This window comes from Aquirufa sp. ROCK-SH2, assembly GCF_054558315.1.
The window spans coordinates 642251-663382 of the sequence record NZ_JBPXKB010000001.1 but is presented as its reverse complement, the minus strand read 5'-3'; the positions used below and the strand labels follow the sequence as shown (position 1 = coordinate 663382).

Here is a 21132-nt window from a genome sequence, read left to right as displayed (position 1 = left end):
GAAATGGAAAAAGAATTAGAAAAGAGAGCATTTGATTACTTGACAAGAAGACATTTTCTTCGTCATTGTAGTACAGGGATGGGTATGATGGCTTTAGGATCTATGTTAGGATCTTGTGATAGTTCTATACCTGAAAACCAAGATGTTGTTACAAAAATTTCTGAAATTCTTCCCAAAGCAAAACGCGTTATATACATTCACAAAGCTGGTTCACCTTCTCAGTTAGAGTTATTTGATTACAAACCTGAATTGGTTAAATGGCATGGAAAAGATTGTCCTTCTGAATTGTTGAAAGGTAAAACCTTCGCTTTTATTCGTGGGGTTCCTAAAATGTTAGGTCCACAAGGTAAATTTAATCAATTTGGAGAATCAGGTGCCTGGGTTTCTGACTATTTGCCTCATTTTCAAACGGTTGTAGACGAGGTTTGTTTTTTGAAAGCCATGTACACAGATCAATTTAATCATGCACCTGCTCAGCTTTTTATGCAAACAGGTAGTGCTAGGTTGGGTCGTCCCGGAATGGGATCATGGGCAGTATATGGTCTTGGATCTGAAAATGCTAATTTACCTGGGTTTATCGTTTTAACTTCAGGAAATAAATACCCAGAGGCAGGTAAAAGTATTTGGGGTAGTGGATTTTTACCTTCGATTTACCAAGGAGTTCATTGCCGATCTACTGGTGAGCCCGTATTATTTGTAGAAAATCCCAAAGATGTTTCTAGAGACATTCGAAAAAATACCATCGACGCCATTAATGAAATTAACCATCGTGAATATGAAGAATATCAAGATCCTGAAATTTTGACAAGGATTTCACAATATGAGATGGCTTTTCGAATGCAAGCAGAAGTACCAGAGGTGATGGACATCGCTGATGAGCCGGAATATATTCATAATTTATATGGAACTACCATTGGTCAACCTAGTTTTGCTAACAACTGTTTGTTGGCAAGAAAATTGGCTGAGAACGGAGTGCGATTTATTCAATTGTACGATTGGGGTTGGGACACGCATGGTTCAAATGCCTCAGAAGCATTAGAAATTGGTTTACGTGATAAATGTAAACAAACGGATCAGGGAATGAGTGCTTTATTGTTTGACTTAAAACAACGAGGCTTATTGGAAGAAACTTTGGTTGTTTGGAGTGGAGAATTTGGAAGAACCCCGATGCAAGAAAATAGAGATAATAAACCAGCGCCATTTATGGGTAGGGACCATCATCCAGATGCCTTTACTATTTGGATGGCAGGAGCAGGGGTTAAAAAAGGTTTTACTTATGGCGCAACGGATGAAATTGGGTACTCAGGAGTTGAAGGTCGTGCTCATATCCATGATTTACAAGCAACAATTTTACATATTTTGGGCTTGGACCATGAAAAGCTAACTTATCCTTTTCAAGGTAGAAATTTTAGATTAACAGATGTAGCTGGTAAAGTGATAAAACCAATTTTAGCTTAGTTTTCTTAATTTAAAATCTTGTTTAGGCGCGATTTTCTCAAAAGTTAATAAGCCCATTTCAAAAATATCTATTGAAAATGTTACCTCTTTACTAACTTTTAGATTTTCCCAATTTGTTTCTATGTGATTGTGAGGTTGTTCAATAATTGCAATGCACTTTTTGAATTTATGGGGGTTTTCTATTAATTCCATTTGAAAGGAATCGATGTTGTTTTTGTCGATAATCAAGATTAAACTTCCGTTCTGTTTGATTTCCTTTTTAAAGTATTCTGAGGGGCATTGGAAGTACTTTTCTAAAGCTTTTATTGCAATTTGAGTGTCAAATTTATTTTTCAAAAGAGGGTTTAATACTTGATTATATAAATCAAAAACAAATGGCGAATGCAGGCCATGAGAGGTTTGCGACTGAAAATGAAATTTTATTCTTTTTATTAAGTAATACATTAATTTAAGGCAAAAGAGGGGATTAATTCAAATGGAGGAATTATTACTTTGAAAGATGATTTTGTTTCTAGATTAAGGAAATTATAATGTCCGCTCATTTGTCCAACCGAGTGTATTAAAGGACATCCTGAACTATAAGTAAAAGATATTCCAGGTTCAAAAACAGGCTGTACTCCAACGACTCCTAAGCCATTTATATTTTCTACATTTCCGGCACCGTCTATGATTTTCCAAAATCGACTAATTAATTGTGCGGGTTGTTCGCTTAAGTTTTTGATTGTAATTTGGTAGGAATAATAGTAATTATAAGGTTTCTGAATCTCATAATCTAAAATTTGATTGGTTTTTACGGCAATATAAAATCCATTATAGATTGATTCTGGCATATTGAATAAATTTAATTTTATATATGAATGTAAATTTACCTGATTTATTAATTAACGATTGGAAATTGAAGCTTAAAAATCAATTTGAGCAATCTTATTTTCTAAAATTGCAGGAAGAATTAAATAAACGAAATTCGGAAGAAGTAATTTATCCTCCCATGGAATTGGTTTTTAATGCTTTAAATTTATCATCTTTTGATGAAACAAAAGTAATCATAATTGGTCAAGATCCATACCACGGAGCTGGGCAGGCGCATGGATTATGCTTTTCGGTTCCTGATCAAGTTGAATTACCTCCTTCTTTGAAAAATATCTTTAAAGAATTAGAAAGAGAATATAATCCTATTTTTAAGAAATCGAGTGGGAATCTTAGTTCTTGGGCTAATCAAGGTGTTTTGTTATTAAATTCGGTTTTAACTGTTCAAGCAAATCAAGCAGCTTCTCATTCGAAATTAGGATGGCAGCATTTGACCAGCTATATCATTGAAGTTCTTAACCAAGAAAAATCGCATTTAGTCTTTATGCTTTGGGGTAATTATGCTCAAAAAATTGGTGTATCCATCAATAGGTCCAAGCATTTGGTATTGGAATGTGCGCATCCTTCTCCATTGTCGGCCAATCAAGGAAATTGGTTTGGGAATGGTCATTTTAAACTGTGCAATGCTTATTTGATCCAACATGGGATAGCACCTATTGAATGGATTTAAATTTTTCTCAATTGACTTGGGAAATAGACGTATTGGTTAGCAAATTCTTGTAAGAAAAATTCAGAAATAATTGATTCAATATAAACTTTTTGTGCTTCATCAAAATTAGGTAGCCAAAATTGTAAACTATATCCTTTGGAATCAGGTTCTTGATGCGATTCAATTTCAAAAAGAAAGATTTGATCAATAAAATTTTGCTTTTCTAATTCAGGAATTACTATTTTTTGAAGTGCAAGAATTGCATTTTCGTGTATGCTATTTTCAACAAATAGTGATAAATTAAATTGAATCATAGTTTGATTGTTTTATTTATTAAGGCGTCATACATTATTTCAGCTGTATGAAAAGCTTCATGTTCAATTCCATCTTTAATTTGATGTCTACACGATGTACCATTGCTTGCAACTGTTTTTGTTCCTTTGGCTTCTAAAATTTTTGGAAATAATACGAGATTGGCAATTTTATTTGATAAATCAAATTTTTTACTTTCATAACCGAATGAACCAGCCATTCCACAACAGCCTGTTGGCATTAATTCAACTTGATAATTTTCTGGAAAAGAAAGACAAATACGTGTTGTGCTTAAACCTGCAATGGCTTTTTGATGACAATGTCCATGCAAGAGAATACTTTTTTCCTCTTGACTAAATTGTTCTTTGTGGATTTTTTTAGCTTTTATTTCTCTGGCCAAAAACTCGTCTATTAATAAGCAGTTAGGTTTAATTTTATTCGCTATATCTCTTAAATCTTCATCAACTAAATTGGGAAATTCATCTCTAAAACTTAAAAGAGCACTAGGTTCAATACCAATTAAAGGAGATTCCGAATTAATAATTTCTTGAAGTAGTAGAATATTTTTATTAGCTATCTCTTTTGCTTCCGCTAACATTCCTTTTGAAATATAACTTCTTGCGCTGCTTAGGTTTTTGGGGATTTGAATACCATATCCCAATTCATTTAATAAGAGAATTGTTTTTTTACCAATAGATACATCATTTAAGTTGGTAAATTCATCAGCAAACAAATAGACAAATCCATTTTTAAATTGCGATTGTGGCTGTTTTTTAATGTACCGACTAAACCAATCTTCTAAGCTTGTAAAATGCACTTTTGGAAGACTTCGTTGCCAAGCAAATCCCATCACAAGTTTGATGAAGAAACTTGATATTGGAAATGATATGATGAAATTATATAAAGGCGCAAATTTACTTGCTAATTGTTGTGTCTTTGGAAAATTTCCTATCAATTGTGTCCTGAATGGCACTCCTGATTCCAAGTATTTTTGTTGTAAGGTCTCAGCCTTTAGTTTGCTAATATCTACTCCTGATGGGCATTCAGTTTGACATCCTTTGCAAGAAAGGCATAAATCTAAAATGTCATTTAATTCAGGATTTGAAAAATCGTTAGAGGATTTGGAAAGGACTTGTCTCAGCATATTAGCCCTGGCTCTAGTACTGTCTTTTTCTTCCAATGTTGCCATAAAACTTGGACACATGGTTCCACCGCTTAAAGCAGTCTTTTTACAGTCGCCAGATCCAGAACATTTTTCAGCTAAGGCGAGAGGACTTTTTATAGGACCATAATCATAAAATAAGTGCGTATTTTCAGGTTTTTGTTTACTTATTTCAAATCTAAAATGTTGATCCATGGGTGGGGTATCAACAATTTTATTGGGGTTTAATAAATTATTAGGATCAAATAGGTATTTAATATCTTTAAAAATTTGGTACATTTCTTTTCCCATTAATATAGGAATAAATTCACCTCTTAATCGCCCATCTCCATGTTCTCCGCTTAATGAACCTTGGTATTTTTTTAAAATTTCAACGGTTTCAGCTAAAATACTTCTAAATAATTGAATTCCTTTTTCTGATTTAAGATTAAGAAATGGTTCAATATGTAGTTCTCCAGCACCAGCGTGAGCATAATACGCTGCTTTTACTTGATGTTTGTCAAACAATGCTGAAATGTCATTGACATAAGCAGGTAAGTCATGTGGATCCACTGCGCAATCTTCTATCAAATTGACCGCTTGATCATCGCTGATTAAATTTCTAATTAGGCCTAATCCAGCTTTTCTAATGTTCCATCCTTTATTTATATCATCTTGAAAGAGTGCAGGAGAGGCATAAGATAGATTTTTCTCTTTCAATTTATTTGTAAACACTTCTAATTTTGCATAGAGGTCTTGAATGCTTGATGACCTAAATTCTACCATCAAAATGGCAGCTGGATTTCCTTCAATAAAAGATCGATCTTCTTTGAATTGTGGATGGCCAACGGTGAAAGATAAAATATAGTCGTCTACTAATTCGGATGCAGTAGGATTGCATTCTAATGCAACTAAATTGGCTAACATTGCCTCATGTAGACTAGAACAATGTACACAGACCAAGGCTACCTCTTTTTCTGGAACATCAAGCAAGTTCAATTTCATAGAATGAACGATTGCTAATGTACCTTCTGAACCAGCAATTAAGGCAGATAAATTAAAAGGTTGTCCTTCTGGATTGAATGGTTGCATGTCGATCAATGCATCCAATGCGTATCCTGTATTTCTTCTTTTTATATTGGGTTTTGGGAATGAACTTTTGATTAATTCCTTGATGGAATCGTTATTAAGAATTCGATGTAATTCTTTGTAAATCTTGCCTTCAAGATTGGGTAAAGTACATTTTTTGTAAAATTCTTCATTTGTTAATGGATGAGTATGAATTTCACTTCCATCAGATAAATAGGCTCTTGTTTCTAATAAATGGTCTCTTACATTTCCCCAAACAATGGAATGTAAGCCACATGAATTATTTCCAACCATACCTCCCAATAAGGCGCGATTAGCCGTGGAAGTTTCTGGGCCGAAAAATAGGTTGGCATGAGCCAGATGTTTATTTAAATCATCTCTAATGATTCCTGGTTCTATCCAAACCGATTTTTCTTTTTTATTTAAAGATATTATTTTAGATAAATCTGAAGCTATTTCAACGACAATTCCATCACCCACTACTTGGCCAGCCAAAGAAGTTCCAGCACCTCTAGGTATTAAACCTATTTTGGATTTGTATGCAAAATGAATGAGACGTTTGATGTCTTTATGACTGTGTGGTATGGCTACTGCCCTAGGTTCAACTTGATAAACAGAAGCATCTGTGGCGTATATTTTTTTAGCGATTTTTGTTTTTAATGTGTCATTGAAAAATAATTTTCCTTCGAAATGTAGTGTTAGGTTTTTTAAATCTGTTGAATTCCAAGCCATAATTTTATAATCAAGGTTTAAAGTTAATAAAATCCAATCTTACCACCATATTACCATTCAAGGATTATTGAATCACTTTATACCATAATCAAAATTTTTAGCTGTTTGATTAGTACATTTGAAGATTAATCAATATTCATGAAGTTTATCCGACAAGTATTAGAGAGTTTAATTTTTGCCTATCAGGCTTTAAGATCCAATTTAATGCGAACAACCTTGTCATTATTAGGTGTAAGTGTTGGGATTTTCGCGATAGTTGCTGTTTTTACAGCAGTTGATTCCTTAAACAGTAAAATCAGAAGTGAAATAGACTCATTTGCAGGTACTGGTGTTTTGTATGTTGGTAAATGGCCTTGGATTATGTCAAATAATTATCCTTGGTGGAAATATTTAAATAGGCCTGAAATGAAGTATTCGGAATTTAAATATTTAAAGGAAAATTTAAAATCTGCACAAGCAATTGCAATTGTAGACAATGGACGTACTGTAACCTTAAGCAGAGGTAGTAATAGCATGGATGCGAATGTTACAGGCGCTAGTTATGACTATAATCAAATATCCATTATTCCTATTGAAAAAGGTCGCTATTTTTTACCCATTGAATCTGAAAATTCAGCGAATGCAGTAATTATTGGCGCAAAAGTGGCGGAGAATTTGATTTCTGGTCAGGAGGATGTAATTGGACAGGAAATTAAAATAAATGGAATTAAATTTTCAGTGATTGGTGTTATCGAGAAAAAAGGAAATGATATGCTAAACTTTGGGGGAAGCCCAGATGAGAAAGTCATTATTCCTTATTCCACTTTTTCTGCTATTTTTCAAAAAGATAGGCCTGCACCAGATTTTGCGGTGAAAGCATTCGATTCGGATCTTGGACAAGAAGATTTAGAAGGTGAATTGACTGGATTGATGAGAAGCTTAAGATCAATCAAGCCAAAAGAGGAAGCAAATTTTTCTATTAATCGATTGGATGGATTACAAAGTTTTTTTGATGGTGTATTTTCTGCTTTGAATATTGCAGGAGCCTTAATTGCTGGTTTTTCATTATTGGTAGGTGGTTTTGGTATTGCTAATATTATGTTTGTATCAGTTAAAGAACGAACAAATATCATAGGTATTCAAAAGTCATTAGGGGCCAAGAATTATTTTATCTTGTTTCAATTTTTGTTTGAGGCTGTTTTTTTAAGTTTAATTGGAGGATTGGTAGGAATTGGATTGGTTGTTCTGATTACTTTAATACCGCAAGAAGCATTACCTCTTAAGCTATCCTTAGGAAATATTTTGACAGGTTTATTTATCTCTAGTTTTATTGGAATTCTTTCTGGTATTATTCCAGCTTGGGTTGCTGCTAAAATGGATCCTGTTACAGCTATTCGGTCGAAATGATTTATGAGGTAAAAGGTAAGAGGTAATAGGTAATAGGTAATAGGTAATAGGTAATAGGTAATAGGTAAAAGGTAATAGGTAATAGGTAATAGGTAATAGGTAATAGGTAATAGGTAATAGGTAAAAATGCGAATTAAAAGTTAAAATATCTGATTTTTATTTCTCTATTTACCATTTATGCATACGCTTACCAAACGCTATTTATTCTTTTTTAAAACTCATCAATGAACTTTTGGTTAATCCCAACGAAAGATTTGAACGTAGCGGTAGGCGGAGCTTTGACGATGCGCAAGGGCGATGTGCGTCAGGGTCAAAGAAAATAGTCAGAAAATTGCATTGTCGGCCGGGAAAAATGTAATTAAATTTAATCTAGTCACAATTATTAGAAAAGATCTAGAATTTTAGTTTTTAACCCTTAATTCGCATTAATAGGTAATAGGTTTTCTCTTTCCTCTTTCCTCTTTCCTCTTTTCTCACTTCCATTAAAAAAGGTGACTGTTTCCAATCACCTTCTTTAATTTTATAAAAATTCTCAATTACAAGCTTAATGTACTTAAAACAGAATTCATATTTCTAACTGCATCAGCTGATTTGTTGAATGCAGCTTGTTCATCCTCTGTTAATTGATAATCTACGATTTTCTCCCAACCATTTTTTCCTAAAACGACAGGTACACCTAAACAGATATCTGATTGACCATATTCTCCGTCTAAAGAAACACAGCAAGACATGATTTTTTTCTCATCTCTAACGATGGCTTCCACTAATGCAGCACCTGCAGCACCTGGAGCATACCAAGCTGAAGTTCCTAATAACCCAGTTAATGTAGCACCACCTACCATTGTATCAGCAGCAACTTTGTCTAAAGTGTCTGCATCTAAGAATTGACTAACCGGCACACCATTGTAAGTAGCCAAACGCTTCAAAGGAATCATAGTTGTATCACCGTGACCTCCAATTACAGTTCCATGGATATCATTGATTGAAACATCCATTGCTTTAGCTAAATAGCATTTAAATCTAGCAGAATCCAAAGTTCCTCCCATTCCAATAATTCTGTGTTTGTCTAAACCCGCAACGGATTTAGCCAAATATGTCATTGTGTCCATTGGATTTGAAATGATAACAATAATTGGGTTTTTAGAGAATTTTAAAATGTTTTCAACAACACTCTTAACAATTCCAGCATTTACACCAATTAATTCTTCACGTGTCATACCTGGTTTTCTAGGTAATCCTGAAGTAATAACAACTACATCAGAGTTAGCTGTTTTTGAATAATCATTGGTAGAACCTACAAGTTTTGTGTCAAAACCTAACAAAGATGCGGTTTGGAACATATCTAACGTTTTACCTTCTGCAATACCTTCTTTGATGTCTAATAAAACTAATTCATCAGCTAATTCTTTGCGAGCAATGTTATCGGCACATGTTGCACCTACAGCTCCAGCTCCTACGACAGTAATTTTCATTATTTAAATTTTTAGGAATTTTGTATAAATTTATAATTAGCAAAATTAATACAAATCATCAAATAATTGATTGAAATATTCGTTATAAGGGATAAATAAGGTCAAGAAATTTATTTTTATACTTGATTTTTGTATATTTAAAGATATAATTGAATTTATGAGTGAACAAATCACGTTTCTAGATAAGATAATTTCATCCAATTTTTTTAAAAAATCATTAGAAAAAGGAGAGCATATTCTTGTAAAAGATAAGTTGGGTCTTCTTCGATTAATAAAAGAGGCTTTGGTGAAGGTTAATCAGGTGGCAATAGGTAATAATAAATCTATCGTTCAATTGATGAATCATTATGTTATTACTTTTAGTGCTATGATAAAAGCGTATATAGCGGGGGATTATAAAAAGATACCCTTCAAGACTTCAGTGAAAATTGTAGCGGTATTGATTTATTTTATTTCACCTTTTGATTTTATTCCTGATGTTTTGCCATTAATTGGTTTTACCGATGATTTGGCCTTATTGATTTGGGTGGCCAAATCTATCAAAAATGAATTGGATGAATTTGATAAACTTAATGAGTATAAATAAGGATTTTTAAGTAGTATTGAATATATTTACAAAATTTTAATTTTTAAAAAAATGAACACAGCAACTATATTTTTGTTTTTAAATAATTTCGGTGGAGGTGAAATGCTTCTAATTGGTTTAGCCATCTTATTGTTTTTTGGCGGTAAAAAACTACCTGAATTAATGAAAGGTTTAGGTAAAGGTATCCGCGAATTTCAAGATGCTAAAAATGAAGTGAAGGATCAAATTACAAAAGAACTAGACGAGGATAAGAAATAAAATTTTCTATTTCCTTTTTACATGCATAGTTGAATGTATTTTCAACTATGCTTTTGTGTTTTATTGAACCCGTATTTTTAATGAATAAATTATCTGCTCCTTACCATGTTTTAAGGGAGAAATTATTTTCTGGTGAACTTTCTTGTCTTGAGATTTTAACTAATCATTTGTCGAATATTAATCAATACAACGATGATTTAAATGCATTTTTAGAGGTCTACGAAGAAGATGCAATCGAAAAAGCCAAGTTGATCGATCAAAAAATAAAAAATAATTCTGCAGGTAAATTGGCTGGAATGGTAGTCGGTATCAAAGATTTACTCTGTTATGAGAATCATCATTCTTCAGCAGGTAGTAAAATATTGAATCATTTTAAGTCGACTTTTTCTGCAACAGCAGTTCAAAGATTATTGGATGAAGATGCAATAATCATTGGGCGACAAAACTGTGATGAATTTGGTATGGGTTCTACGAATGAAAATTCAGCCTTTGGTCCAGTAAAGAATTTTGCTGATCCTAAGCGTGTTTCAGGAGGAAGTTCAGGTGGTTCTGCAGTTGCTGTTCAGGCTGATATGTGTCAAGTCTCTTTGGGAACAGATACAGGTGGTTCTGTTAGAATGCCAGCTTCTTTTTGTGGAATAGTTGGTTTAAAACCAACATATGGGAGAGTATCAAGATGGGGATTAATTGCTTATGCCTCTTCTTTTGATACAATAGGCCCAATGTCTAAATACATTGAAGATGTAGAGCTGGTTTTAGATATTATCTCAGGAGATGATGGACAAGATGGTACCTTGGTTAATGAAGTTACTGTCGATTATACATCTACTAAAAAGATTGCTTATATCAAAGAAATTGTTGAACATCCAAGTTTACAATCTGAAATAAAAGAAGCTTTTTTTACCAAAGTTGAACTGTTGAAATCGCAAGGCTATCAAGTTGAATCGGTTGATTTTCCATATTTAGCACAATTATTACCTACGTATTATGTATTAACTACGGCAGAATCTAGTTCTAATTTATCTCGTTTTGATGGAGTTAAATATGGTCATAGAGCTAATTCACCAAAGGATTTAATCGATATGTATAAGCGAACAAGAATGGAAGGATTTGGTGAAGAGGTAAAACGAAGAATTATGTTAGGAACCTTTGTTTTAAGTGCAGATTATTATGATGCTTATTATACAAAAGCTCAGAAAGTAAGAAGATTAGTCAAAGAATTTACAGAAAACGTATTGCTTGATTATGATTTTATGATTTCTCCAACTACTTCTAGTACAGCTTATCAAATGGGGGAAAAAACATTAGATCCGATTCAAATGTATTTGGGGGATTTATTCACTGTCCAAGCTAATATTACAGGTTTACCTGCTATTTCTGTGCCAATGGGAACGGATCAAAACAACTTACCTATTGGTTTTCAGGTAGTTGGAAAATATTTTGATGAAAAGCGAATGATTGATTTTGCCAAGCATATTTAGTGCAACAATGAAATATAGAATTTTAATTTCTTTTTGTTTTTTAATGTTAGGCCTTATGAAGGTTTCACATTCTGATGCACAGAATGAAAAAACCTATGTTCCTAGCTTTGATTCAAAAATAATAGATTCTTTAGCTCAAGTAGAACAAGGATCACCTGTCGTTTGGTCCATTGATTCATGGTTAGTTGAAAGCAGATTGAAAGCGCTTGAAAAACAAATACCGTTGAACTACAACTTTCATACACATCAATTTGTTGAATATTTTGCTTTTAAAAAGTCAGATTTCACACAAAGAATGTTGGAAAAAAGAGATTTGTATTTTCCGATATACGAGAAATATTTGAAATTATATAATCTGCCTGATGAGTTAAAATATTTATCTTTGATTGAATCAGGGCTCGATCCTAAAGCATTATCCAATAAAGGAGCAGGTGGATTATGGCAATTCATGCCTTATACAGCAAGGGGTGACTTTGGTTTAAGAGTTGATCCTTTCATCGATGAACGTTTTGATCCTGAAAGAGCTACAGAGGCAGCCTGTAAATATTTGCGACAGTTGTATAAAATTTTCGGCGATTGGCATTTGGCTTTAGCTGCTTATAATACCGGTCCAGGTAATGTTAAACGGGCGATTCGAAACTGTCGGGGTAATAATAGTTTTTGGGGAATTTATAATTGTCTTCCCAAGCAGACGAGAGCTTATGTCCCACAATTTATTGCAATGACTTACATGATGAATTTTCATTGGGATCATGCCATTCACGCAGAAAATTGGGCAAAAAATATTCCTTCTGATACGATTAAAGTTAATGGTTATCTTAATTTGGCTACTTTTACTTCTCTTAGTAAATTCTCTTTTGATACGCTTAAAAGATTAAATCCACATATTTTATCAGATTTTGTACCTAAAGATTCGAAAAATTTCATTTTAAGAATTCCGACAAAGAATTATGATTATTTTTCAATAAATAGGCAATCAATCTTAGATTCTTCCACCAAATTTTTTACTTCGTTTAATGCTAAAATAGATTCCTTGTCGAATTTAAAGTCTTTAACCTTAGTGAAATCTAGATATAAAGTTAGAAGAGGTGAAAGTATTTATGATGTTGCCCGAAAATTTGAAATATCTGTTTTTGAATTAAAAAGAATCAATCGACTACGTTCTAATCGACTGAAAAATGGGAAATTGATATGGGTATTAGAAAAGAAATGGATTGAAAATGATGCGTTTACATTAAGTCAAAAAAATACAACAAGTACTTTTCAAACAGTTTCAAGTTCTTCTAAAAAGAGGGTGAAAACCAAATTTTATAAAGTTAAAAATGGGGATACACTTTCAGAAATCGCTGAGAAACATGATGGTTTGACAATTACCAAATTAAAGAAATTGAATCGTTTACGTTCACAACAAATTAAGCCCGGAATGCGCTTAAGAATTTCATAACATGATAGCATATTTAAAAGGTAAATTGGCACATAAAGATCGAGCGCATGTAATTATAGATGTGAATGGTGTGGGCTATGAAGTGAAAATTTCTTTACAGACTTATGAGGCATTAGCTGCCACAGATGAGTTATGTCAATTATTTACTCATTTACAGATCAAAGAAGATTCACATACCTTGGTGGGTTTTTATACTTTTGATGAAAAACTACTTTTTTTAGATTTGATTAGCGTATCAGGAATCGGATTAAGTACGGCATTAGTTATGTTGTCTTCCTTTTCTTCTAGCGAAATTCGAGCTGCGATTATGAATGAAAATTTGGCACTTATTCAATCCATTAAAGGAATAGGATCTAAAACGGCTCAGCGAGTTATTTTGGAATTGAAAGATAAGTGTAAAAAAGATTCATTATTTGTGGATGCTGGTGTTGCTGGTTCAGATCAAAGTTTTAATGTTAAAAAAGAAGCGTTGGCTGCATTAACAACATTGGGTATTCCAAGACTTGCCGCGGAAAAGAGTCTAGATCAAATTCTAAAATCCAGTCCAAATGCAAGTATTGAACAATTAATTAAGTTGGCTTTACGTTAGTTTTGAAAATTTGAATTTATTAACAAGTGTTTAAAAAAAATCGCAACCACATTTTTCTTAATATTCGAATAGTAATTCTATTACTAGTTACCTTCCTTTTTGCTACCCAAATTTTATTTAGCCAAAAGATCACTAATGATACATTGATTACCAAATCTGGTAAAAAGCCTAGATATATTTTTAAAAAATCAAGTTCTTTATTCAATAAAAGAAAAATCAATTCACCTTTTGCTTACGATCAATTAAAAGGTGAAAAAACAGAAGTAGCTTTATTAAACGATAATACGATTACTCAAACGAGTAAGATGGGTAATTTCGAGTTAAAGGACTCAAGGAGTTTATCATTTAATGAGTTTTCTCAACAACAAAATCAACAAATTAATCGAAGTTTTTGGAATAATTATTCAAAGAGTCTAGATGGAAATTCTTCCATGAAATCGAGAGGACTTTTTCCTAAAATTGAACTACCAGCATCAATAGATAGGATATTTGGTGGGAGTGAAATAACCTTTAAGCCCAATGGAAGTTTGCTTTTGGACGTGGGTTATATGGGGCAATTCGTAGATAATCCTGCTATTCCTGTTCAATTAAGATATGTTGGAAATTTGTATTTTAATGAACAAGCTCAGCTTAATTTTCAAGGTAAAATTGGAGATAAATTAAATCTAAATACCAATTTTGATACAAAAGCCAGCTTTAACTTTCAAAATCAATTGAAGCTAAATTGGAAAACCCAAGAAGAAGATATTTTGCAAAGTATTGAGGCAGGTAATACATCTTGGACCTTAAATTCTCAATTAATCCCAGGAGTACAAAATCTCTTTGGTTTAAAAACTTTGATGCGTTTTGGAAATCTTGATGTAACCTTAGTGGCCGCTCAGCAACGCTCCAAACAAGATTGTATTACACTTAGGGGAGGTAGTCAAGGTAGAAGTTTTGAGATTAGAGCTGATCAATATGATGAAAATAGACACTTTTTTCTTTCGACATTTTTTAGAAATAATTACGAGAAAGCATTAAAGAATTTACCTGTTATTACTAGTGGAATTACCATTACTCGTTTAGAAGTGTATGTGACCAACAGAACTCAAAATACGGAAACACTCCGAAATTTAGTTGCATTATCTGATTTAGGTGAACGATTACCTGCTAGAACGGAACCTGTGAATAATGACAATAATTTGCTTTACAAAAATATTACAAGTGATGTTAATATAAGAAAGGCAAATGAGGCTGCTAATTTATTAGAAACGCAATATTCATTAAAGCGAGGTACGGATTATGATATATTAAAAGGGGCAAAGCGTTTGAATGAACGTGAATTTAAATTTAACGCACAATTGGGATATATTTCCTTGGTCGCTCCTTTGAGAAATGATGAAGTTTTAGCCGTTTCTTATGAATACACCTTGAATGGAAGAAAGTACAAGGTTGGTGAAATGACGGAGGATTATCAAGCAAGACAAGATGATGAAATTTTGGTTTTGAAAATGCTAAAATCATCCACAATTCGTAATCATTTGGACCACCCAATGTGGGATTTAATGATGAAAAATATTTATTCATTAAACACCACTTCTTTGTCCAAACAAAATTTTCAGTTCAAGATTGTTTATAAAGACGATGCAACAGGAATTGATAATTCTAATATAATTGAAGGAGTCAAAAAGAATATTCCTTATGTGAGTGCGCTTGGATTAGATAAATTGAATTTTGCAGGTGATCCTCAGCCTGATGGGAATTTTGATTTTGTGGAAGATGTAACTGTCGATGCTAAAAATGGTAAAATTATTTTCCCCGTTTTGGAGCCTTTCGGAAAAACGTTGAAACAAAATATATTTACAACAACTGATTTACAGTCAAAATATATTTTTGAAGAGCTTTATACAAAAACTCAATCCGATGCTGTTCAGTTAGCTAGCAAAAATAAATTCTTTTTAAAAGGATCTTATCAGGCTGGTTCAGGGGGCGATATTTCTTTACCATTTGGGGTAGATCCTAAATCGGTTACAGTTACAGCTGGAGGCCAAAGTTTAAGTTTAGGTACAGATTTTATCATTGAAGGGCAATCTGGCCGAGTAAGAATTGTCAATGAAAGTGTATTTTCTTCGGGTCGCGAGTTAAAAGTTTGTTACGAAAAACCTGATATTTTTTCAAATCAAGTTAGAACTTTATTAGGTACCCGATTGGATTATAATTTAAGTCCAGATGTGCATTTAGGAGCAACGGTTCAAAGTATGAGTGAGACTCCACCTGCTTTTTTTAGAAGAGTGGCTATTGGAAATGAGCCCGTAAATAATACCTTGATTGGTTTAGATGCGGCATTTAACAAAAAATCCAATGGAATTACTCGTTTCTTGGATAAATTACCTCTTATATCTACAAAGGAGTCATCTGCTATCGATTTCCAAGGTGAGGTAGCAAAATTGTTTCCTAATGTCAATGATCGTGTTCAAGGAAATGCTTTTATCGATGATTTTGAAGCTGCTCGTGTGATTTATAATATGTCTTCACAAGCGACACTTTGGAAACCTGGAGCCACGCCTCATTCGATGTTAAACGGTATTCCAAGTATCAAACTAGAAAGTAATTATAAAAGAGCCAAAATATCGGCATATACTGTGGATGCTAGTATTTATGGTCAAGGAAATTTTGCTTTTAGTGTTCCAGGATTAGATCCCAATGAAGTTAATTCATACGCTTATGAGCGGGTTGTAACTCCCAAAGGGCTTTTTCCTAACAAAGATTTCGCCAATAATATTACCAATTTACCCATTGGAGTATTAGATGTCGCTTATTTTCCTTCGGAAAGAGGCTTGTATAATTTTAACCCTAATTTGAATACCTTAGGATTATTTGATAAACCAGAAGAAAATTTTGGTGCCATTACTCGTGCCATTACTTCAGATACTGATTTTGATAATTCCAATGTAGAACAATTAGAATTTTGGTTGATGGATCCATTTATTGATAAAACAAAAGGGGGAACTATTCGAGATGGTATCATTAATGGAAGTAACACGACGGGTGGTGTGTTGAAGTTTCATTTAGGTGATGTTTCGGAAGATTTTATTCCTGATGGATTTTCCAATTTTGAAAATGGAATTCCAGCAGGTGAAAAAATTACGGATGGTTCTAAGAAAAATGTTGAATCAACGGTTTGGGGTATTGCACCTAAAAGACAATTTGTTATCAATGCCTTTGACAATCAAGGCGGTAGAAGTGTACAAGATATTGGTTTAGATGGTTTGCCTAATAAGACAACAGATGGCACTTTATTATCAGAAGAATCTTATTTTAAAGATTATTTAAGTTCCGTTTCAGGAAAGGTAACCAATTCCAACGCCTTGCAGGCGATAAAGAATGACCCTGCGGGTGATGATTTTGTGTATTATTTGAATGAAAAATTCAATAGTACAGGAAGTGTCATAGAACGATACAAGAATTTTATGGGTTTGGAAAATAATTCACCCACTACCGATAACCCAACCAATTCAAATTTTACACAAGCCAATAGCATTACACCGGATAGAGAAGATTTGAACAATGATAATACAATTAATGAAGTAGAGTCTTATTTTGAATATGAAATCCCCTTAAAACCTAAAGATTTAGCCATTGGCAAAGGCTTTGTTGTGGATAAAATTAATGAAGGTGGAGTTGATTGGTATTTGATGCGTATTCCTATTAAAGATGCAAAAAATTACAAGGCAGTGAATGGAATCAGTAATTTTAAATCGATTCGTTTCTTTAGAATGGTGTTGTCTGAATTCAAACAACCCGTTGTACTTCGTTTTGCCCAATTACAGTTATCGGGTTATTCTTATCGTAAGTTCATTGGCGATTTAGATGTGAAAAATGGACAAGAGGCTCCACAAAAAAATCCAGAAACTAAATTTACTGTTTCAAGTGTCAATATCGAAGAAAATGGTCCTGCCGGTGGTAAATCTATTCCTTACGTTGTGCCACCTGGTTTCGTTAGAGATCAAGATATCACAACAATCAATAATGCTCGTTTGAATGAGCAATCTTTGAGTTTATGCGTAGATAATTTAAAACCAGGTGATTCAAGAGCAGTGTTTAAAAATACCATGGTGGATTTTATCAATTACAAACGCTTACGAATGTTTATTTCCATGCAAGGAGAGGAGCAAAATTTAAGTAATAAAGTAAATGCCTTTTTGAGAATTGGAACTGATTTAACAGATAATTATTACGAGGTACAGGCTTTAGATGGTTTGGTTCAAACCTTGAAAGGTTCGTCGACAGAGGATTTAATTTGGCCATCTGTCAATGAATTGGATATTGAATTAGATTTATTAAAGCAAGTAAAAGTAGAAAGAGATCGTGCGAATGCGTCATTGACAAATCGTTTTTCCCAAGATGTAACTAGTTCTACTGGTAAACGTTATCGTATTTATGTGATGGGAAGACCCGATCAAAGTGCGACGATGACTGTAATGATCGGTGTTAGAAATATTAGTACGGATTTAGCAGGAAAATCATTCTGTGTTTGGGTCAATGAATTAAGAGCGAACGGTTTTGATCAAACATCGGGTGAGGCAGCTATCGGTAAATTAGGATTAAAGTTGGCCGATATTGGTACCGTAACCATGAATGGTAGCTTTAAGAATTATGGTTTTGGAGGCGTTCAATCCAAGATTTCTGAACGTTCAAGAGAGAATTTCTTAGAATATGGTATTACAGCAAATTTGAATTTGGAGAAATTTTTGCCTACCAGTTGGGGTTTTAAAATTCCATTTTACATCACTTATGATCGTAGAAATATTTCGCCACAATTTGATCCCTTGGATCCTGATATTTTGATGGCTAATTCGCTAGGAAAATTTAATAGTGGCAAAGAACGCGATGCCTATATCAAATTAGTAGAGGATAATACAGAAAGGAGAGGTTTTAATTTTACCAATGTCCGGAAAGCAAAAAGTGCGCTTTCTAAGCATGCTTATCTTTGGGACTTGTCAAATTTCACTTTTTCCTATGCATTTTCTGAAATGCTAAGAACATCTACATTGATTGATGAATACAAACAATATAGCCATAGAGGAAGCATTTTATATGCTTTTGCTACCAATTCCGTATTTTGGGAACCTTTTTCTAAAATGACATCTAATTCAAATTTTGCTCCGTTGATCAAAGACTTTAATTTGAATTTGATTCCATCATCTATTACGGTTAGAATGGAAATGGACAGAAGTTTTGTAAAGACACAATTAAGAAATAGTAATTTAACAACAGAAGGGGTTAATCCGCAATTTGAAAAATATTGGTTTTTTAATCGTCAATATGCTTTGAATTGGAATTTAACCAAAAGCATCGTAGTTAATTATAATTCGATTGTCAATGCAATTATTGATGAACCAATGGGCGATTTAGATACTCAATCTAAGCGTGATTCTGTTATGTCAAACATTCGTTCTTTTGGTCGTGCGAAGAATTTTGATCAACAAGCTGGATTTGTTTGGAGACTTCCTTTGCAAAAGATGCCATTGACTGATTGGATGAATGCCGAGTATTCGCACAAAATTGGATATAATTTTTATGCCAATTCATATAATATTACAGATGACGATGGGTATTTATTTGGTAATATTATTAAAAACTCACGTGATCGTTCGATCAATGGTAAAGTCGATTTCGTCTCTTTATATAACCGAATCAGGGCGCTACGCTGGGCAAATTCACCAAGTTTGACGGGTAAGAATGTGGCTAGAAATCCGGGTGATGATGAAGATATTATCATTCCTCAAAAAAACACAGCTAAATCATTAACACGACTTCTATTGACATTGAGAGGAGTGCAAGTGAATTATTCAATCAACGAGGCTACTACCTTACCAGGATTTTTGCCTAATCCAGGCTTATTAGGAATGAATGGTAATTTTGGTGCACCAGGTTTGGATTTTGTTTCAGGAAGTCAAGATGATAATATTCGTTTCATTGCTGCCAAAAATAATTGGTTAACAAAAAGTATCATTCAAAATATTCCGTTTACTCAGACAAGACAACAGAAATTCTCTTATGTTTTGAACTTAGAACCTAATAAAAACCTTCGAATTTTTATTGATGGCAATTATAACAAAGGAGATAATTACCAGGAATTTTTTAGACCAGATTCTTTAAGAAGAGATTTCGTTAGTCAAAGTCCTGTTCGTTCAGGTAATTATTCAATGTCTTTCCTGTCGTTTATGACAGCTTTTAAAGATCCAACGGAGGTGTTTGATGAATTTAGGTCGAATAGAAGTGTTTTATTGGAAAGATTGAATACGACATATCAGCAGACACATAATGGAGAAAGAGGTGCTTATAACATCAACTCCCAAGATGTATTAATTCCTGCATTTTTTGCTGCTTATTCAGGAGTTTCTTCCAAAACGGTTAAGTATTCACCTTTTTATAATATTCCTTTACCTAATTGGAAAGTCGATTTTAATGCCTTGAATTTAATGCCTGCCATAACCAAGAAGTTTAGTTCATTTAGCATTACGCACATGTATTCGAGTACCTACAGTGTTGGTAATTTTGTGTCTTCTTTGGAATATGGACAATTCTATAATGATTATTTAAACTTGACTTTGAATAGTCTTTTATATCCTTTGTCATCCCGTTTTGAAACCAAAAAGATGGCCGATGGAACAGAAATTAATTCCTTGATTCCGGTTTATGTAATGAGTACAATTTCTTTCACAGAGCGTTTTTCTCCATTAATTGGAATTAATGCCATTACTAAATCAAGAATATCATTGCGTGCTGAATATAATCAAGATAGAAATGTGGGATTGAATTTGGCCAATTCTCAGGTGGCAGAGTTATCTAACAAAGATGTTACTTTTTCTATAGGATTTACCAAAGCGAATATGGTCATTCCGATCAAAGTTAATGGTCAAAGATTACGTTTACCAAACGATTTTAGGTTTAATTGTAATTTGACCATCCGTGATACAAGAACTTTACAGAGAAAATTAGATGCTGAAACGATCTATACGCAAGGATTTATTAATTTTCAATTCAGACCACAAATATCTTATGCGGTAAGTAATAAATTGACAGTAACGGCCTATTTTGATAAAATGTTTAATAACCCGCTCGTTTCCAATTCATTTTATCGCTCAACAGTTGCTGGTGGGTTTCAAATAAGATATAGTATCAGTGAATAATTTAATTATTAATTTAAAAGCGTTTGCAAAAAATCATAACTTTAGTGACCTTTGCATCAAAATAAAATCATATGAATTTTCCAAGTGAATTAAAGTATACTCAAGAGCACGAGTGGATCAAGTTAGAAGGAGATGTAGCTGTAGTAGGAATAACTGATTTTGCTCAAAGTGAATTAGGTGATATTGTATATATCGAGGTTGAAAGTGTAGGAAAAAATATCGATAAAGACGGTGTTTTTGGTACGGTTGAAGCTGTTAAAACGGTTTCAGATTTGTTCCTTCCTGTTTCTGCTGAAGTTGTAGAATTCAATACAGCTTTGAATGGTAATCCCGAATTAGCCAATTCAGATCCTTATGGAGAAGGTTGGATTGTTAAAATAAAAGTAGAAAACATTGCTGATTTAGATCAGTTGATGGATGTGGATACATATAAATCTTTTATTGGTCATTGATTGTAAGCCCTGATAATCAGGGCTTTTTTTTAGATTTTAAT

At 33.2% G+C, this 21132-nt stretch carries 15 protein-coding genes; 10 read left to right on the top strand and 5 right to left on the bottom strand.

The window, feature by feature from the left end; genetic code table 11:
• Positions 1-3 precede the first annotated feature (3 nt).
• The gene (locus V7S79_RS02885; RefSeq protein WP_459489047.1) at positions 4-1458 is read left to right on the top strand and encodes a DUF1501 domain-containing protein; all 1455 of its coding nucleotides are present in this window, start codon (positions 4-6) and stop codon (positions 1456-1458) included.
• Here the strand turns inward: V7S79_RS02885 and V7S79_RS02880 are convergent.
• Positions 1450-1902, bottom strand: coding sequence for a hypothetical protein (locus V7S79_RS02880; RefSeq protein ID WP_459489046.1), 453 nt, complete (start codon positions 1900-1902; stop codon positions 1450-1452). The genes V7S79_RS02885 and V7S79_RS02880 overlap by 9 nt on opposite strands.
• Complete coding sequence (gene apaG / locus V7S79_RS02875) at positions 1902-2288, bottom strand: Co2+/Mg2+ efflux protein ApaG (protein ID WP_459489045.1); 387 nt, start codon at positions 2286-2288, stop codon at positions 1902-1904. Before apaG ends, V7S79_RS02880 begins: the two co-directional genes overlap by 1 nt.
• A 23-nt stretch (positions 2289-2311) precedes the next feature.
• On the opposite strand from apaG, the gene ung reads away from it, so the two are divergent.
• Positions 2312-2995, top strand: a complete 684-nt coding sequence (ung, locus tag V7S79_RS02870; protein WP_459489044.1) for a uracil-DNA glycosylase — start codon at positions 2312-2314, stop codon at positions 2993-2995.
• Here the strand turns inward: ung and V7S79_RS02865 are convergent.
• On the bottom strand, positions 2992-3288 hold the full coding sequence (locus V7S79_RS02865; protein WP_459489043.1) for a DUF4286 family protein: 297 nt from the start codon (positions 3286-3288) through the stop codon (positions 2992-2994). The two genes, ung and V7S79_RS02865, sit on opposite strands and share 4 nt — an antisense overlap.
• Positions 3285-6248: an FAD-binding and (Fe-S)-binding domain-containing protein gene (locus V7S79_RS02860; RefSeq protein ID WP_459489042.1), complete on the bottom strand. Its 2964-nt coding sequence runs from the start codon at positions 6246-6248 to the stop codon at positions 3285-3287. The genes V7S79_RS02865 and V7S79_RS02860 overlap by 4 nt, the downstream gene beginning before the upstream one ends.
• Positions 6249-6386: 138 nt before the next feature.
• On the opposite strand from V7S79_RS02860, the gene V7S79_RS02855 reads away from it, so the two are divergent.
• Positions 6387-7634 (top strand): ABC transporter permease, encoded by a 1248-nt coding sequence (locus V7S79_RS02855; RefSeq protein WP_459489041.1) that lies wholly within the window; start codon positions 6387-6389, stop codon positions 7632-7634.
• A gap of 536 nt (positions 7635-8170) precedes the next feature.
• On the opposite strand, the gene mdh is transcribed toward V7S79_RS02855, so the two are convergent.
• The gene (gene mdh, locus V7S79_RS02850) at positions 8171-9106 is read right to left on the bottom strand and encodes a malate dehydrogenase (RefSeq protein ID WP_459489040.1); all 936 of its coding nucleotides are present in this window, start codon (positions 9104-9106) and stop codon (positions 8171-8173) included.
• Positions 9107-9263: 157 nt separating this feature from the next.
• Here mdh and V7S79_RS02845 point away from each other — a divergent pair, with 157 nt between their 5' ends.
• The 7 genes from V7S79_RS02845 to gcvH all read left to right on the top strand — a co-directional run bounded on the left by V7S79_RS02845 (position 9264) and on the right by gcvH (position 21091).
• Positions 9264-9692 (top strand): YkvA family protein, encoded by a 429-nt coding sequence (locus tag V7S79_RS02845; protein WP_459489039.1) that lies wholly within the window; start codon positions 9264-9266, stop codon positions 9690-9692.
• Positions 9693-9743: 51 nt separating this feature from the next.
• Positions 9744-9950: a Sec-independent protein translocase subunit TatA/TatB gene (locus V7S79_RS02840; protein WP_459489038.1), complete on the top strand. Its 207-nt coding sequence runs from the start codon at positions 9744-9746 to the stop codon at positions 9948-9950.
• A gap of 80 nt (positions 9951-10030) precedes the next feature.
• Positions 10031-11431 carry an Asp-tRNA(Asn)/Glu-tRNA(Gln) amidotransferase subunit GatA gene (gene gatA / locus V7S79_RS02835; RefSeq protein ID WP_459489037.1) on the top strand — a complete coding sequence of 467 codons (1401 nt, stop codon included), beginning with the start codon at positions 10031-10033 and terminating at the stop codon, positions 11429-11431.
• A gap of 55 nt (positions 11432-11486) precedes the next feature.
• Positions 11487-12875, top strand: coding sequence for a lytic transglycosylase domain-containing protein (locus V7S79_RS02830; RefSeq protein WP_459489036.1), 1389 nt, complete (start codon positions 11487-11489; stop codon positions 12873-12875).
• Position 12876: 1 nt separating this feature from the next.
• On the top strand, positions 12877-13464 hold the full coding sequence (gene ruvA / locus V7S79_RS02825; protein ID WP_459489035.1) for a Holliday junction branch migration protein RuvA: 588 nt from the start codon (positions 12877-12879) through the stop codon (positions 13462-13464).
• A gap of 143 nt (positions 13465-13607) precedes the next feature.
• Positions 13608-20639 carry a T9SS outer membrane translocon Sov/SprA gene (gene sov, locus V7S79_RS02820; RefSeq protein ID WP_459489034.1) on the top strand — a complete coding sequence of 2344 codons (7032 nt, stop codon included), beginning with the start codon at positions 13608-13610 and terminating at the stop codon, positions 20637-20639.
• 71 nt (positions 20640-20710) lie between these two features.
• Positions 20711-21091, top strand: coding sequence for a glycine cleavage system protein GcvH (gene gcvH / locus V7S79_RS02815; RefSeq protein WP_459489033.1), 381 nt, complete (start codon positions 20711-20713; stop codon positions 21089-21091).
• Positions 21092-21132 lie beyond the last annotated feature (41 nt).

Excerpts from the sequence above, each read along its gene's own strand:
- ruvA (WP_459489035.1), top strand. The coding sequence starts at position 12,877 with ATGATAGCATATTTAAAAGGTAAATTGGCACATAAAGATCGAGCGCAT.
- apaG (WP_459489045.1), bottom strand. The coding sequence starts at position 2,288 with ATGCCAGAATCAATCTATAATGGATTTTATATTGCCGTAAAAACCAAT.
- V7S79_RS02860 (WP_459489042.1), bottom strand. The coding sequence starts at position 6,248 with ATGGCTTGGAATTCAACAGATTTAAAAAACCTAACACTACATTTCGAA.
- ung (WP_459489044.1), top strand. The coding sequence starts at position 2,312 with ATGAATGTAAATTTACCTGATTTATTAATTAACGATTGGAAATTGAAG.
- V7S79_RS02855 (WP_459489041.1), top strand. The coding sequence starts at position 6,387 with ATGAAGTTTATCCGACAAGTATTAGAGAGTTTAATTTTTGCCTATCAG.
- V7S79_RS02845 (WP_459489039.1), top strand. The coding sequence starts at position 9,264 with ATGAGTGAACAAATCACGTTTCTAGATAAGATAATTTCATCCAATTTT.
- V7S79_RS02880 (WP_459489046.1), bottom strand. The coding sequence starts at position 1,902 with ATGTATTACTTAATAAAAAGAATAAAATTTCATTTTCAGTCGCAAACC.
- gatA (WP_459489037.1), top strand. The coding sequence starts at position 10,031 with ATGAATAAATTATCTGCTCCTTACCATGTTTTAAGGGAGAAATTATTT.
- V7S79_RS02865 (WP_459489043.1), bottom strand. The coding sequence starts at position 3,288 with ATGATTCAATTTAATTTATCACTATTTGTTGAAAATAGCATACACGAA.
- V7S79_RS02830 (WP_459489036.1), top strand. The coding sequence starts at position 11,487 with ATGAAGGTTTCACATTCTGATGCACAGAATGAAAAAACCTATGTTCCT.
- V7S79_RS02885 (WP_459489047.1), top strand. The coding sequence starts at position 4 with ATGGAAAAAGAATTAGAAAAGAGAGCATTTGATTACTTGACAAGAAGA.
- V7S79_RS02840 (WP_459489038.1), top strand. The coding sequence starts at position 9,744 with ATGAACACAGCAACTATATTTTTGTTTTTAAATAATTTCGGTGGAGGT.
- gcvH (WP_459489033.1), top strand. The coding sequence starts at position 20,711 with ATGAATTTTCCAAGTGAATTAAAGTATACTCAAGAGCACGAGTGGATC.
- mdh (WP_459489040.1), bottom strand. The coding sequence starts at position 9,106 with ATGAAAATTACTGTCGTAGGAGCTGGAGCTGTAGGTGCAACATGTGCC.